Annotated in this window: 15 protein-coding genes and 1 riboswitch; of the genes, 13 read left to right on the forward strand and 2 right to left on the reverse strand. The window is 44.6% G+C overall.

Translation table 11 applies throughout. The features are described 5' to 3' along the window. Positions 1 to 304: 304 nt before the first annotated feature. The 6 genes from QNH36_RS04635 to QNH36_RS04660 all read left to right on the forward strand — a co-directional run bounded on the left by QNH36_RS04635 (position 305) and on the right by QNH36_RS04660 (position 7,322). Positions 305 to 2,698, forward strand: a complete 2,394-nt coding sequence (locus QNH36_RS04635) for an immune inhibitor A domain-containing protein (RefSeq protein WP_186326661.1) — start codon at positions 305 to 307, stop codon at positions 2,696 to 2,698. Between the two features lie 216 nt (positions 2,699 to 2,914). Further along, positions 2,915 to 3,223, forward strand: a complete 309-nt coding sequence (locus tag QNH36_RS04640) for a transposase (protein WP_283903722.1) — start codon at positions 2,915 to 2,917, stop codon at positions 3,221 to 3,223. 11 nt (positions 3,224 to 3,234) lie between these two features. Further along, positions 3,235 to 4,131 carry an IS3 family transposase gene (locus QNH36_RS04645; RefSeq protein ID WP_283905374.1) on the forward strand — a complete coding sequence of 299 codons (897 nt, stop codon included), beginning with the start codon at positions 3,235 to 3,237 and terminating at the stop codon, positions 4,129 to 4,131. A 293-nt stretch (positions 4,132 to 4,424) separates the two neighbouring features. After that, a complete protein-coding gene (locus QNH36_RS04650) occupies positions 4,425 to 5,567 on the forward strand; it encodes a DEAD/DEAH box helicase (protein ID WP_283904845.1) in 1,143 nt (380 codons plus the stop codon). Between the two features lie 114 nt (positions 5,568 to 5,681). Beyond that, positions 5,682 to 7,163, forward strand: coding sequence for an amidase family protein (locus QNH36_RS04655; protein WP_144475244.1), 1,482 nt, complete (start codon positions 5,682 to 5,684; stop codon positions 7,161 to 7,163). 24 nt (positions 7,164 to 7,187) lie between these two features. Beyond that, a complete protein-coding gene (locus QNH36_RS04660) occupies positions 7,188 to 7,322 on the forward strand; it encodes a hypothetical protein (protein ID WP_260983522.1) in 135 nt (44 codons plus the stop codon). A gap of 194 nt (positions 7,323 to 7,516) precedes the next feature. On the opposite strand, the gene QNH36_RS04665 is transcribed toward QNH36_RS04660, so the two are convergent. After that, complete coding sequence (locus QNH36_RS04665) at positions 7,517 to 8,383, reverse strand: YitT family protein (RefSeq protein ID WP_144475243.1); 867 nt, start codon at positions 8,381 to 8,383, stop codon at positions 7,517 to 7,519. Between the two features lie 175 nt (positions 8,384 to 8,558). Here QNH36_RS04665 and QNH36_RS04670 point away from each other — a divergent pair, with 175 nt between their 5' ends. The 4 genes from QNH36_RS04670 (at position 8,559) to QNH36_RS04685 (ending at position 13,283) form a co-directional block, all read left to right on the forward strand. After that, positions 8,559 to 9,842 carry a CBS domain-containing protein gene (locus QNH36_RS04670; protein ID WP_260983521.1) on the forward strand — a complete coding sequence of 428 codons (1,284 nt, stop codon included), beginning with the start codon at positions 8,559 to 8,561 and terminating at the stop codon, positions 9,840 to 9,842. Positions 9,843 to 9,930: 88 nt separating this feature from the next. Continuing rightward, positions 9,931 to 10,033: riboswitch (SAM riboswitch) on the forward strand. 68 nt (positions 10,034 to 10,101) lie between these two features. Further along, positions 10,102 to 11,247 (forward strand): trans-sulfuration enzyme family protein, encoded by a 1,146-nt coding sequence (locus tag QNH36_RS04675; RefSeq protein ID WP_283904846.1) that lies wholly within the window; start codon positions 10,102 to 10,104, stop codon positions 11,245 to 11,247. A gap of 90 nt (positions 11,248 to 11,337) precedes the next feature. After that, entirely contained in the window at positions 11,338 to 12,633 is a 1,296-nt protein-coding gene (locus QNH36_RS04680; RefSeq protein WP_283904847.1) for a methyl-accepting chemotaxis protein, read from the forward strand. A 77-nt stretch (positions 12,634 to 12,710) separates the two neighbouring features. Continuing rightward, entirely contained in the window at positions 12,711 to 13,283 is a 573-nt protein-coding gene (locus QNH36_RS04685; RefSeq protein WP_144475240.1) for a YflT domain-containing protein, read from the forward strand. A gap of 130 nt (positions 13,284 to 13,413) precedes the next feature. Here the strand turns inward: QNH36_RS04685 and QNH36_RS04690 are convergent, their stop codons facing one another. Then, positions 13,414 to 13,557 carry a hypothetical protein gene (locus tag QNH36_RS04690; protein WP_186326696.1) on the reverse strand — a complete coding sequence of 48 codons (144 nt, stop codon included), beginning with the start codon at positions 13,555 to 13,557 and terminating at the stop codon, positions 13,414 to 13,416. Between the two features lie 123 nt (positions 13,558 to 13,680). Between QNH36_RS04690 and safA the strand changes: the two genes are divergently transcribed. The 3 genes from safA (at position 13,681) to QNH36_RS04705 (ending at position 15,510) form a co-directional block, all read left to right on the forward strand. Beyond that, the gene (gene safA / locus QNH36_RS04695) at positions 13,681 to 14,289 is read left to right on the forward strand and encodes a SafA/ExsA family spore coat assembly protein (RefSeq protein WP_283904848.1); all 609 of its coding nucleotides are present in this window, start codon (positions 13,681 to 13,683) and stop codon (positions 14,287 to 14,289) included. Between the two features lie 186 nt (positions 14,290 to 14,475). Beyond that, positions 14,476 to 14,820, forward strand: a complete 345-nt coding sequence (locus QNH36_RS04700) for a lmo0954 family membrane protein (protein ID WP_144475238.1) — start codon at positions 14,476 to 14,478, stop codon at positions 14,818 to 14,820. Positions 14,821 to 14,865: 45 nt separating this feature from the next. After that, positions 14,866 to 15,510 (forward strand): PspA/IM30 family protein, encoded by a 645-nt coding sequence (locus tag QNH36_RS04705; RefSeq protein WP_144475237.1) that lies wholly within the window; start codon positions 14,866 to 14,868, stop codon positions 15,508 to 15,510. Positions 15,511 to 15,548 lie beyond the last annotated feature (38 nt).

A 15,548-nucleotide genomic window follows, 5' to 3' on the forward strand; every position in this document is an offset into this window, starting at 1 on the left:
TTTATTAGGAACCAGTATTTACCTAATAGTCCAATAGAATCAAATTTAGAGACGCGAAGAAATTTTCCCAATAAATGAGTTTAAGGAAATAGTTCCATTTACACTTATTGTTGAGATTAAAACAGGATAAAAGAATCAATTAATTTTTAGATTGGGTTATTCCGACAAAAAATACAAAATTTTATAGGTAAATATTATTAAATTATAAAAATTTACAATTTTTCAAAACCTTGCTACAATTTCAATCAGATTCTTCAGAATATATGAATAATCGAAACTTGGAAAATAGCAGGGGGTAATCTTTTTGAAGAAAAAGAGTTCGTTGAAGGTACTTTCCAGCGTTGCGGCAAGCGCAGTATTCGCTTCGACGTTATTTGCTGGTTCATTTGCAGGTACACCTGCAGCAACTAAGGATGTGGCTGCTGCCACTGCACCGGAATCTGCACCAATCGACCTGAATATCGTCGACCAAGATCGGCTGGCAAAAGCTTTGCAGAAGCGCGGGCTGATTTCTAAAGGAGCTTCACAGGAAGAAGTAAACAAGGCAGTCACTGCTTATATCGAGAAGAAGCAAGGTGAAAAGCCTGGAAAGTCTGATAAGTCTTTGACAAAAGAAGAGCAGGCATTTGATAAAAAAGCCAAAGATTTTGTTTCAAAACAAAAGGACAAGCTTGCTAAGCAGCTTGATAAAGGTCATGAAAACTTCAAAAAAGGAAAGCCGACTGGTGCAGTAAAGGTAGACTCTGCTAAGCAGGCTAACTACAATGGAGACGTTCGTGAGGATAAGGTACTTGTTCTTTTAGTAGAATATGCGGACTTCCCGCACAATAACATCGATCAAGAAGAAGGCTATATGTGGGCTGATGACTTCAATCGCGAACACTATCAAAAAATGCTGTTCGGTGATGAAGACTTCACACTTTTCAATGGGGAAAAGGTAAAGACATTCAAGCAATATTATGAAGAGCAATCAGGCGGAAGCTACACAGTTACAGGCGAAGTTTCCAACTGGCTGAAGGTGCCTGGTACAGCTGCTGAATATGGCGGCGACAATCCTGAAGGCGGCCATGATAATGCACCTGGGGCAAAGGGTGCACGCGGACTTGTTAAGGATGCATTGGTAGCAGCAGCTGAATCCGGAATCGACTTAGCTGAATATGACCACTTTGACCAGTACGACCTCGATGGCGATGGAAACCAGAATGAGCCGGATGGCCTTGTTGACCACTTGATGGTGCTTCACTCTGGCGTTGGCCAGGAAGCAGGCGGCGGCAAGCTTGGTGACGATGCAATCTGGTCACACCGCTGGGTAGTCGGCAACGCTCCTTTCCGAGTACCTGGAACAACTGCTGCAGTTCCTTACTGGGGCGGGCAAATGGCTGCATTCGATTACACTGTAGAGCCTGAAGACGGCGCAGTAGGTGTATTCGCTCACGAATTTGGGCATGACTTAGGTCTTCCAGATGAGTATGACACTCAGTACACTGGACAAGGTGACCCTGTAGCTTCCTGGTCCATCATGTCTGGCGGAAGCTGGAACGGGAAAATTGCTGGAACAGAAGCACCAAGCTTCTCACCGCAAAACAAAGAATTCTTCCAAAAGACAATGGGCGGCAACTGGGCTAACATTACAGAAGTGAATTACGAAGACATCGACTCTAAAGGTCTGGCAACAATCATTGACCAGAGTGTTACAAAATCAAAGAATCCGGGAATTGTAAAAGTAAACCTTCCTGGTAAAGAAGTAAAGGGAATCCAAACTGACTTTGGCGAAAAGTACTACTACAGCCAAAAAGGCGATGACCTTCATACAACACTTGTTACACCTGAATTTGATCTGACAAACGCAACAAGTGCTGAATTCTCATACAAAGCGAATTATGAAGTTGAATTCGATTACGATTATGTATACGTAAATGCACTTGTGGATGGCAAAGAAGTAGAAATCGACAAAATCGGTGATACAAACGTTGCCGGTGGAATGGATACTACTGAAGGCAACTGGACTGATGTAAAGTACGATTTAAGCCAATTCGCAGGCAAGAAAGTAAAACTTGCGTTTGAATACGTAACGGACGGCGGCCTTGCTCCAGAAGGTTTCGCAATGGACGAGCTTAAGCTGACAGTTGACGGCGAAGAAGTTTTCGCTGATGGTGCTGAAGGCGACGCAGCCGTAACACTTGATGGTTTCATCCAAACAAATGGCACGTTCTTTAAAGACCACTACTATTATCTGGAGTGGAGAAACTACGCTGGTTCTGACAAAGCATTGCTTGAAGGACGCGGCGTGAAGTACAACACTGGTATGGTCGTATGGTATGCGGATGATTCATTCACAGATAACTGGGTTGGTATCCACCCGGGTGAAGGCTTCCTTGGACCAGTCGACTCACATCCAGAAGCGATTGTTGGTACTCTTAACGGCAAGCCTTCTGTTAAGCAAAGCACACGCTACCAGGTAGCAGATGCTGCATTCTCAATGGATCAGACACCTGCGTGGTATGTCGATTCTCCATCTCGCGGAATCTTTGACTACAAAGGTCTTCCAGGAGTAACAGAATTCGATTCTACAAAGTCTTACATGAATGACTTGATTCCAGACGCGGGACGTAAAGTTCCAGCTCAATTCCCGATCAAGTTCAAGGTAATCGGCGAAGCGAAAGACAACTCTGCTGGTGCAGTTTGGATCCATAAATAAAACTTCAAGACATCGGGCGACTATTCGTCCGATGTTTTTTAATATGAATTGGAAAAAACCACGCGGAATTTCCAGGTCGCCAAATAAAAGTTGGAAATCGCCAATATAATAAAATTTTCGCCAGAAAAGCTATGTGAGTGAAGCTAGTATAAAAAGTGGACACAGGCATTGGCGTCATGTTTAAATCATAATCAACAATATAAGGGACGTGTAAACATGGCGGAAAAATATAAGAAATATCCTATAGAATTTAAAGAGTATGTTTGTAAAATGATTGTTTTTGATGGTCGAAAAATAGTCGATGTGAGTAACGAGCTTCAGATTTCGTATGACACTCTACAGAAATGGGTAGCTGCCTATCGAAAAAGACAACAGGATGCAGAGAAAGACCGCCAGAATCGCTTATTAACCGCTTCAGAATACAAAGAATTGTATGAAGCAGAAAGATTAAGAAAGTTGGAGCTGGAGGAGGAAAATACAATCTTAAAAAAGGCCATGCACATCTTCACGCAAGAAAAGAAGTAAAGTTTGCTTTCATCCATTCAGAAAGGGATGAACACTCCATCGTGAGGATGTGCAAAGCACTGGGCGTTACTACCTCAGGTTATTATGCATGGCTAAAGCGTCAGGAACAGGGCGAAACGGAAAAGCAGAAACAAGATACTCATCTGGATAAACTAATCATTTCCCACTTTTATGAGAACCTTTCTACATTCGGGAGTCCTAGGATCCACAAAAAGCTTGTGACAGAGAATAATATAAAGGTCTCACAAAAGAAGGTAGCCAATCGTATGAGAGCGCTTGGTCTCTATGCGACGCCACCGAAAAAATATGTTCATACTACCGATTCAAACCATGATAAGAGAACATATCCAAATGTACTAGACCGTAACTTCAACCCCAAGGCGCCTAATAAAGTATGGGTAACGGATATTACCTATATCCATACAGGAGAAGGTTTTATTTACTTGAACCCTGTTATTGACTTATTTTCACGCCGGGTTATAAGCTACGCCATAGACGATAATATGGAGCATACTCTGCCACTCCGTGCCTTAAATGAAGCTATTGCATTACGAAACCCCGAAGAGGGTTGGATCCACCATTCAGATCGTGGATCACAATATTGTTCGAACAATTATATCGAAGCCCTAAAGACAGCTAAAGCCACAATCAGTATGAGCAGGAAAGCGACTCCTTATGACAATGCCTGTGTAGAGTCCTTTTTTGCTTCATTGAAAAAAGAATACCTTTATAAATTTGTATTTCCCACAAAGGCAGCCGCGGTAGCAGCTGTCGAGTTTTATGTGCAATTTTATAACAGGAAAAGAATTCATTCCACACTTGAATACGCCACTCCAATTGAATGTGAATTGGCGTTCGAAAAGGCGCAAAGAGAAGACGCCAATAAAAAAGAGTTGCCCTCAGCCTAAAGGAATAATCGGTTTTTGATTTTTCCTTTTGGCTGAGGCATCCAAACGAAGTGTAAACGGAGTGCGGAATAAAAAATACGCCAATCCCTGGCATAAAATAATCTATTTTATTGACAGAAGTCCATGAGTCGCCAATAAAATTATATTTTCGCCAATAAAGTTGTGAACTCCGCCAATAAAATAAATCCGAGTCACAAACTAGATGAAAATCGCGATTCAGCGTGGGAAGACTGGACTTATAAGCAGGTTTTAGCTAGTATCAATACTAGAATGTTTACGTGAAGGAGAAAATCATGTCAGAAACTCAACCAATAATCGCTCAATTGAACCCTTTCCTGCAGCAGGCCTGGGAGAAGGCTGGATTCGAGGCAATGACTTCAGTCCAGTCGACAACGATCCCATTAATAATAGAAGGAAAAGATGTTGCCGCTGAATCGCCGACTGGTACTGGCAAAACTTTAGCGTACCTGCTTCCTGTTTTAAATAAAATCGATGCGAAGCTGCAGAATACACAGGCTGTCATCCTCGCTTCGTCACAGGAGCTTGTCATGCAGATCCTCGCTGAAATCCAAAAATGGGGAGAAGGCAGCGGAATCAAATCGGCAAGCCTGATCGGCGGCGCGAACCTTAAGCGCCAGATTGACAAGCTGAAAAAGAGCCCGCACATCATCGTCGGCACTCCTGGACGGACGAATGAACTGATCAAGCAGAAAAAGCTGAAGATGCACAAAGTGCACACCATCGTGCTTGATGAAGGTGACCAGCTGTTGACCCCTGAACATAATGAGACGGTTAAGAGTATTGTAAAATCGACTCTTGCTGATCAAAGGCAACTATTACTATTTTCAGCAACACTGCCAGAGGCTGTTGAAAAATCAATCAACAGGCTGGCGAATGATCCTGAAATCATCAAGGTGAAAAAGGATGATACCATTGATGCAGCGAAGGTCGAGCATATTTACTTCCTGAGTGAGCAGCGTGACAAGATCAAAATTCTTGAGAAAATCGCGCGTCTTGACGGTACAAAGTCGCTCGTATTCATTAAGGACATCCCTAACCTGATCATCGCTGCTGAGAAGCTGAATTTCAAGGATATCCCGGTTGGACAGCTGCATAGCGAACTGACAAAGCAGGACCGACAGAAATACTTGAATAAATTCCGCGAAGGCAACAGTGAGATGCTGCTTGTCACGGACATCGCGGCTCGCGGGCTTGATATTAAAGGTGTCACCCATGTCGTCCATTTCGATTTTCCAAGAGAACAGGATAAGTATATCCACCGTTCCGGACGTACTGGCCGTTTTGGCGCAGAAGGGACTGTCATCTCGATCGTCAATGAAAGAGAAGAACGTGATTTGAAGAAATTCTGCAAGGCGCTTAATATCGAGCCAGTGCTGAAGGAATTTTACGGTGGCAAAATTGTCGATCCAGAATAAGGGAATTCAAAAGCTATAGGCCGGTCCTATAGCTTTTTTCTATAAATAAAGGGATTTTTGTGAAATTTAAAGAATATATATTCCGAAGTTTATTATTGGAAGGAACTGTTGAACATGAAAAATCCACGTTTACATACATTGATGGAAGAATGGCTCCCGGAAGTGACAATCGATGACATGCAGGGGAAAATGGAGAGCGGCGAGCTGACTTCACATGATCTTGTGCTGATGTATCAGGCAAGGATCGCTGCTTTTGATAGAACAATCAAATCGGTGCTTGAATTGAATCCAGATGCTCTGCATATCGCGGCTGCACTGGATGCTGAGCGAAAACAAAAGGGTCCGAGAAGTCCGCTGCACGGTATCCCGATCATGGTAAAAGACAATATCGATACTGGCGATAAAATGCATACAAGCGCCGGGTCGCTGGCCTTGAAGGATTCCATCGCCTTGAAGGATTCGTTTGTTGCATCCAAGCTCAGGGAAGCCGGCGCAGTCATCCTCGGAAAAACAAATATGACCGAGTGGGCCAATTTCATGGCAAATGGCATGAAAGGCGGCTACAGTTCACGCGGGGGGCAGGTACTGAATCCTTATGGCCCCGGCAAGTTCGAGGTCGGTGGCTCAAGCGCAGGATCTGGAGCGTCGATTGCAGCGAATCTGGCGGCGGCTGCGGTTGGTACGGAAACGGATGGCTCGATTTTAAACCCCTCCTCACAGAATTCCCTGGTTGGCATCAAGCCAACAGTCGGACTGGTCAGCCGCAGCGGCATCATCCCGATTGCCCACACCCAGGACACGGCAGGGCCGATGGCGAGAACCGTCAAGGATGCAGTGTATCTTTTAGAAGCGATTGCCGGGCAGGATCCGCAAGACCAGGCAACAATGGTAAGTTTAGTTGAATTCAACCATGACTCTCTTTTCGATAAAAAAGCATTAAAAGGCACAAAGATTGCAGTTGCCAGGGAAGAGTATATTGGTAAATGGACTAAGGAACAGGAACAAATTTTTCAAAAAGCGCTTGAAAAATTGGAGGAACTTGGCGCTGAGGTTATTGAAGCTGCAATCCCAGCAGCAAAAGCGAAGTGGGGACACAATGTTTTAAGCTATGAATTCAAGGCTGATCTGAATGCTTATTTAAAGGGACTGAATATCCCAATCAAGACGCTCGCGGATGTCATTGCCTTTAATTATGAGCATGGTGAGAAAACGTTGAAGTACGGCCAGGAAGTGCTGCTGGAATCAGAAGCCACAAGCGGTACTTTAACGGAGGCAGAGTACCTCGAAGAACTCGAGTACAATCTGTATATGGCCAGGGAACAGGGAATTGACTATGCCCTGAAGGAATACGGAGCAGATGTGGTGCTTTTCCCTATGGACGGCTCGACGATCGGCTCTAAGGCGGGCTATCCGTCGGTTACGGTACCAACTGATTACACGGAAGAAGGAGAACCGGTGGGAATTACTTTCACGGGCACAGCCTTCAGCGAGCCGCTGCTGATCAAGCTTGCCTATGCCTACGAACAGGCAACCAGGGTCCGCCGTGCACCCGAACTTGGAATAAACGCCAGCGAAAAAATCCATACTACACCTTGAATCCATTAAAAGGAGCGAAGAAGCATGGGTAAGCAAAAGCTAGGCAACGGAAACGCCCAGCGTAACAACAATAAGAAAAAAGGCAATAACACACCAGAAGAGCTAGTCGAGTTTACAACCGGCCAGAAAGAGAAAAAATTCAATAATCCGATTGATTAACAGTAAAATGCCCCTGCAATTTCCTCTCAGGGGCATTTTTTATATCAGGATTGAGCTCTTTTAGAAATTTTATTGGCGAAAAAATAAATAATTCGACCACTTTTGGAGTTAATTCGACCACATTTTAAAATAATTTGGCGGATTTTTAATTTATTCGACCACATTCATGGATTATTCGACCAAGTCTGCATTTTTTAATGCCCGCTGCCCTTATCAAAATTACTCCCCGATACGTCGGCTACATTCTCGATTGCGACGAGCGCGTTCGGATCGATATCATCAACCACCGAGCGCAGGGTGGACAATTCAATCCGGCTGACGATCGTATAGATGATTTTCTTTGGTTCGCTTGAAAAAACGCCCTGGCCCTGGATATAGGTCATGCCGCGTCCTAATTGCTTCAGAAGGGCTTCGGCGATTTCTTCCGGGACATCGGAAATGATTGTGACCGATTTTAACTCTTCCATACCCTCAACGACGACGTCAATCATCTTAAAGGCGATAAAATAGGTGATGATCGAGTACATGGCTGTTTCCCAACTGAACACGAGCAAGGCGGCCAAAAGGAAGATGAACAAGTTCATGATCATGACGATCTGCCCAACGGACACAGTGCGCTTCTTGCTGACAAGGATTGCGATGATTTCGGTGCCGTCAAGCGCCCCGCCAGCGCGGATGACGAGGCCGACGCCGGTTCCGAGGATGACGGCACCGATGATGGTGGCCAAAAATAAATCATCCGTCACCCGGTCGAAGTGATGGAAATACGCTGTCGTTACGGATAAAATAATGACACCGTACAGCGTCCGAAGCGTGAATTTCATACCCATCCTCTTGTATCCGATATAAAGGAAAGGCAGATTGAACAGGATCAGGAAAATACTCATCGAGACGTTGGTCAATTCCGCTGCGATAATCGAAAGGCCGATGACACCTCCGTCAAGGATGGCGTTGGGGACGAGGAACATATCAAGCCCGAATGCAGCGATAATCGCCCCGATTGTAATTGTCACAAGCTGTGTGACCTCTTTTATGACTCTTTTTTTCTTTGTTGCTGCCACTAAATATCAAACCCTTTTCTATAAAAATCTACTTTCTAATTGCATTGTATGTACTATACTTATTGTATCAAACTTAAAAGTCATCTGGAAATTCTACATTATATATCCATGATTAGTAAATGCGTGTTTTGGGGTAATGAGTAGGGAAGTGATTCGAAACAACGGAGGGACCATTTTGGCTAACGAAATTCAGGTTAAACATAGATCCAATAAGCAACAGACAACGTCGAAAAAAAGGAAAAATCAACACAATAGAAACAAGAATAAGAAAACCGGCAACAATTCATATCTTCGAACCAATCCAAGACCGGCAGTTGACGATAACCGCCTCAAGCGTGCCGAAGAGAACGTTGACGATCTGCCGAAAAAAGATTCCAGCAAAATAACAAAGCAGGATAGAAGCAAAGTAATCGATCAGAATAATGGTAAACCATCAAAAAAGAGAAACAGCAAAATAACGACTCAAGATAACACTAAAACAACAAAACAGAACAACGGCAAAGCAACTACCCAAGATAACGCTAAAACAACAAAACAGAACAACGGCAAAGCAGCAACTCAAGAAAACGGTAAAACAACGGATCAAAACAACAGCAAAAAAACAAAAAGTAACGCTAAAACAATGAATCAGAACAGCACAAATGGAACAAATCAAAGCAGTGACGAAGCAAAAAACCAAAACACAGGCAATGAAAAATCGCAAAAAGCTTCTGCTTCTCAGGCGTCTTCAGAAAATCAAGAGGTAAAGCATAAAGAACAATCCGGCAAGTTTGAAACGGCTTTTAACCGGATCCATAAAGCGCTGAAGGAAATGGTGAAGGGGACGGACAGCGATGCGTTTGTCGAGCTGCTGTACTCTGGCTATAAGAATCATTCATTGGTCCGCAAGTATAAAAGTGAGCTGCATCAGTTTGCCAAGCTGCGGAATGCGATTGTCCATGAACGGGTGAATGCGGATTATTATATTGCCGAGCCGCATATCGAGGTAGTCGAGCGGATTGAGGAAATCGCGAAGGAGTTCGAGAAGCCGCAGACGGCATTATCAATCGCGACCAGTCCTGTGTTTTATTATTATGAGGATGCTTATCTAAAAGATGTGCTTAAGGTCATCAACAAGTTTGATTTTACGAGATTCCCGGTCTATGACAAGGATGATAAATATGTTGCACTGCTGACTTCAACAGAGATCATCCAGTGGATGGCGAAGCATTTTTCCGACAGTGTCGTTCACTTTGAAGATGTGCGGGTGAAAGAATTGCTGACCAAGGGGAAAAATTATTTCGTGACGTTTGTGGATGAGGAAGCATCTTTATACCATATTGAGGAATTATTCGAGCGTTACCATACGAGGGGCAAGAAGCTCCAGGCGGTCATTATCACGGAAACAGGCGACCGCCACGGAAAGCCAATCGGTGTCATCACACCATGGGATTTGCTTGACAGTGATCCAGAAGATTGACTTCACAAATCTTTAGAAAATCGTTCATTGACGAATTTACAGCGATATTGATATACTTCTGCTAATATTAATTATTTTAAATCAATAACTCTTATCCAGAGCGGCGGAGGGACAGGCCCTGCGAAGCCCGGCAACCTTCTTTTTTCATTGAAAGGTGCTAATTCCTGAAGAACGATTTCTGAAGATAAGAGAGGCTTAGCAATTGGAACCTCTCCTTATTTGGAGAGGTTTTTATATTTTTTAAAAGCAGGTGGATGAAATGACGAACAACAGATTTGAAACGGAAGTGCTTCACTCTGTACATACTAAGCAGCAGGGTATTAAAAGCAAGGCAACACCGATTTACCAGACGTCGGCTTTTACCTTCAATGATCTTGATGAATTGGAGGGTTTTTATCAGGGTGAGGGCAATTATTTGTACTCCAGGGTCGGCAATCCGAATACGGATGAACTCGGGCAAGCGGTAGCGGCTCTTGAGCATGCAGAGGATGGTGTGGCGGCTTCATCTGGATTGGCTGCAATTTTGGCAGGTGTCCTGGCAGTTGTGAAGAGTGGGGACCATATTGTTGCGGCGGACGATGTGTATGGAGGTAGCTTCCATATGCTAAAAGCAGAGCTTGAGCGCTTCGGGATTGAAACAACGTTCGTGCCGTTCTCGGATTTGGGCAATGTCACAAACGCCATCAAGCATAATACAAAGCTTCTATACACAGAGTCGATCACGAATCCGCTGCTTCGCGTTGAAAAGCTGGATGAAGTCATCGAGCTGGCAAAGATTAAAAAACTCGTTGTATTAGTTGATAATACGTTTGCCACTCCGCTCCATGTGCGTCCATATGAAGGCGGTGCCGATCTGGTTGTCCACAGTGCGACAAAATATATTGGCGGGCATAGCGATGTCACTTCAGGCGTCATTGTTGGCAGGAAAGAACTGATTGCCGAAGCACGCGCGAGAATCGTCAACCTTGGGGCGAATCTGAGTCCATTTGAAGCGTGGCTGACCTGCAGAGGCTTGAAGACGCTTGCCTTGAGAATGAAAGCACAATCGGAGAATGCCAGATTGCTTGCCGAATGTCTTCGTGAAAATAAGAATATCGCAAAGGTATACTATCCATTCGCAGAAGCTGAACAAGGATTTGGGGCTATCGTATCAATTGAGCTGGCGGAGCATGTGGATCCTGCCCAGTTTTTCAAATCGCTTGGCTGGGTAAAAATCGTTCCGACACTTGCGGGCGTCGAAACCACCGTCTCCCATCCGCTGAAAACCTCCCATCGCGCACTCCCTCCTGAGGCGCAGGAAGAACTTGGCATCACTTATCGTCTGGTGAGGATTTCGGTCGGAATTGAGCACGGAGAGGATATCGTTTCACAATTTGAAGCTGCGCTGGCTAAAGCTGTTGAATAGGATGGAAAATTTTCTGGAAATGCCGATATTATGATAGAAAGATCATTCATCCCCAGTGTTCGCGCTGGGGATTTTACAGGAGTGGATAGTATGCGGGACCTTTCGTTGAAAACAAAGGTGTTTGCTTTTTTTGGCTTGTTATTCTTTGCTTATGCCATTTCGACGTTATACAATTTTTACTTGCTGAATTCATTCAAAGTAGACTCTGATCCAGCCGAACTGGTATCCAGGAGTATGTATTCGACAGCCATTGCGGGTTCACTAATTTCAATAGGGTGCCTTGTTTTCATCATTATTTTATTCAAAAGGGTATTCAAGCCCATCGATCGCCTCACACAAGCGACACAGAGAATTGTTCAGGGTGATCTGGCGGTGGAACTGGCAAGTGATTCAAGTGACGAGATTGGGAAGCTGACCTCCCATTTTGATGCGATGATCAGTCAATTAAGGCTGCTCGTAGCCCAATGCCAGGACAATACCCGGGTTTTGCACGACTCTGCAAGAAAGCTATTCGAGAATTCACAGGTCCATGAAAATGAAAGCGAGAGAATAAAAGCTTCCATTCTTCAAGTCTCTGCAGGTGCTGAACAGCAGCAGGGCCATTCGGCAGTGCTGAGTGATATTGTTGATAATATGGTGCAAAGAATCAGCGAGATTGCTGAACTATCGAATCGGATTGAAACAATGTCCACGACCAATGCTGTTAAAAGTGAACAAGGCCAGACGTTCATCAGTGAAACGAGCACACAGGTGGGACGGATGGATCAGATTACGAGGCAGGCTGCCAGGGATGCTGAATCACTGGCTGAAAAGACGAATAAAATCGAAGAGATCGTCAGTATCATTTCTGGAATTGCCAACCAAACAAATCTGCTGGCATTAAACGCGGCAATCGAAGCTGCACGCGCAGGGGAACAAGGGAAGGGTTTTGCTGTCGTAGCCGGTGAAGTGCGATTATTGGCAGAGCAATCGCTGCATGCATCCCGGCAAATCCAGGATACAATCGAGGTTGTCCGCAGTGACATTAAACAGATGGTGGATGTCATGTCTGGCGGAAGCATGGAAGTACAAAAGGGCAGCAAGTTATTCGGTAATGTTGAAATGCAATATAATGAGATGCGGGATGGGATTCTGTCCATCCAGAAGGAAATTGGCACCATCAGCCAGTACACTGCAGATTTGAATCAGCAGACAGATAAATTGTTGACGATGAATAATGAAACGAATGTCATTTTACAAACAAATGCAGCCGGGATTGCCGAAATGGCAGCAGGGTTTGAGAATCAGGGAGAGACGGTCAGGGAATTGACCTTGACGGCTGAGAACCTGACACAAGTTTCTTCGGTCTTGAACAAGACCGTATCCGTCTATACACACAGTCAATAATCCTTCGACATCAGGTTTACACATCCTGTATGCGGGTATCTTTAAAAAGGACTACTCGTCTAAAGGAGGCTTTTAATATGTTTGAACATGAAAAACATCTTGTTGGAGTATATGATAACGAGCAAGACGCAATCCAGGCCGTAGAGGACCTGAAAAGGCAAGGGTACAATACCGATGATATCTCTGTTATTAGTAAAAACGACGATGAGATTGATCACGTCAACGAAGCAACCGGTACAAAGACTGAGGAAGGTCTTGCTGCAGGTGCGGCAACAGGCGGTATATTAGGCGGCCTTACAGGATTACTGGCAGGCATCGGAGCCCTAGCGATTCCTGGAATCGGCCCAATCGTAGCTGCAGGCCCGATTGCTGCGACACTTACTGGTGCTGCAGTAGGCGCAGGTGCCGGCGGATTGGCCGGAGCATTAATCGGAATGGGTATTCCGGAAGATGAAGCAGAACGTTACGAAGGCTATGTAAAAGAAGGCAAAATCCTTGTAGTCGTCGAGCGTGAAGAGAACAGAGTCGGCCTGAATGATGGTACAACAACCACTGGTTTGGATGGAACAAGAACGACCAACCCGGTTGATGCACCTCTAACATCGGACAACCCGGCTAACACTCGTTTTGACAACACACGTGATTTTTAATCGATAGAAAAGGCTGCCATTGGCAGCTTTTTTTACTGTCTCTGAAAATGACAATTTACGATTCCGCGATGCCCTTTTCCCTGTTTCAAACGGCAAAAGCTGGCTGCATCAATTTAGCAGCCAGCTTTTGCTATTCTTTCTCTTTAGTATCCAGTAAATCAATCCGGCTTGCATCATCGAAATCAAAAGCAGAGGTAATGAAAAACATTAAAGTACCGCCAAGCAGGCCGAGACAAATGACATAACCGATCGTCATAACCCATAGATATCCCATAATCCTCATTCCTCCCTTGATAAAACTATATGCATTGTTAAAGTGATGTTTTCTTGTTAGTTCAATATTCAACTGTATATTTTTATCAAATCTTCTCATCCTATCAGTTGAGGAGGAGTGAAGATGGTAAAAAAAATCATATTGGCCCTTGTTTTAATGAGTATGGCTATTCCGACCGCATCATTCGCGCAACAAGTCTATACGGTTCAGAATGGGGACTCTTTATGGAAAATTTCGGTCAGGTTCAAGGTTGGCCTTTCGGAACTTATCGGTGCTAACCAGCAATTCAAGAATCCTAGATTGATTTATCCTGGCCAGCGAGTCAATATCCCTAATTTAAGCGCCGCAAAGAGTATTGAAAGCCAGGTCATCCAGTTGACGAACCACGAGCGGGCGAAGAATGGACTTAAGCCAGTGGCAGCTGACTGGCAGCTTTCAAGGGTTGCGCGTTACAAATCTGCAGAAATGAGAGATAAAAGTTACTTTTCCCATACAAGCCCTACATACGGCAGTCCATTCACCATGATGAGGAATTTTGGAGTCAACCACAGGAGCGCGGCTGAAAATATAGCAGCGGGGCAGAGGACCCCCCACGAAGTAGTCCAATCATGGATGAACAGCCCTGGACATCGCAAAAATATCCTTAGCCCTGCATACACCCACATTGGTGTCGGGCATGCTGCAGGCGGGGATTATGGACACTATTGGACTCAGATGTTCATCACAAAATAAGGAACGGAAGAAATACCCCGGTGAAGCTGTCACCGGGGTATTTTTATGAGAGGAAAACGCAAGAGTGACGACCGGTCCGGTATGGTGCTAAGCCTCAGGACCTACCTGAAAATCAAGCTCAGGCACGTTATGGATTTTTTACGGCAAAGGTAAGATGAGTACATAAGAGATAAGGAGGAATTGAACATGAAAAAATTTGGTTTACTGTTTGCCGGCTTCATCGCTGCAATGGTACTGATGTCAAACCTTGGTCCGCTTGTGGGTCTCGGCGTGAGCTTGCTGGTGCTTTACTTTGTCGTAAAGCAATTTTTAAAGGCTCACTCGACAGCCGGAAAAATCGGCTGGGGAATAGCCGGGTTCATCATCTTGATGGCTGCAGCTTCAAATGTGCCAGCAATCCTGGGAATCGCAGCAGCTTACGTCCTTTACCTTGTATACAAGAACTGGGACAAAAAAGAAGTAGCAATGAAAGAAGCAAACGATCCATTTGTCAACTTCGAGAAGCAATGGGCAGAAATGAAAAACAACTAGGCTGCTGAAACACTACTATATGCGAAAAAAAAGGAGAGATTGTAAATGGCTAATCTATTAACAAGAATCAAAAACACTGTAATGGCAGATCTTCATGAGGCACTTGACCAGAAGGAAAGAAAGAACCCGATTGCACTGTTGAACCAGTATCTTCGTGAATGTGAAGCGGAGACTGAAAAGGTCGCGAAGCTGCTTGAACGCCAGGGCCAGCTTAAGGAACAGTTTGCCCGGGAATACCAGCAGGCAATTGAAATGGCAGACAAACGGAGACATCAGACGGAAATCGCGATGAGAGCGGGGGAAGCGGAACTTCAGGAGTTCGCCAGCAGGGAACAGGTTCAATATGAAGAACGCTCAGCCCGACTGAAGGAAGCGATGGAAAATGCAGGCAAGCAGCAGGTGGAGCTCGAACATAAATATGAAGACATGAAGCATAAATTGAAGGATATGCACATCCGACGACTCGAATTGATGGGCCGTGAGAATGTTACTCGTGCCAATTACCGGATGGACCAGGTGCTTGACCACAGCGATGGCTCCGACAAAGCCTATTCTAGGTTCACGGATATGGAAGCCTATCTTGATCAATTAGAAGAAAAGGTGAACAGCAACTATCACCGTAATACGATTGACGCAAGGATTGCCCAGCTCGAAAAAGAGTTCAAAAATAAAGAAACCCATACTATTTAATAGGCAAAACATGGTATTCTATAAAGGCGCAGGCAGCT

This window comes from Mesobacillus sp. AQ2 (assembly GCF_030122805.1).
In the GTDB taxonomy this organism is placed as follows: domain Bacteria; phylum Bacillota; class Bacilli; order Bacillales; family Cytobacillaceae; genus Mesobacillus; species Mesobacillus oceanisediminis_A.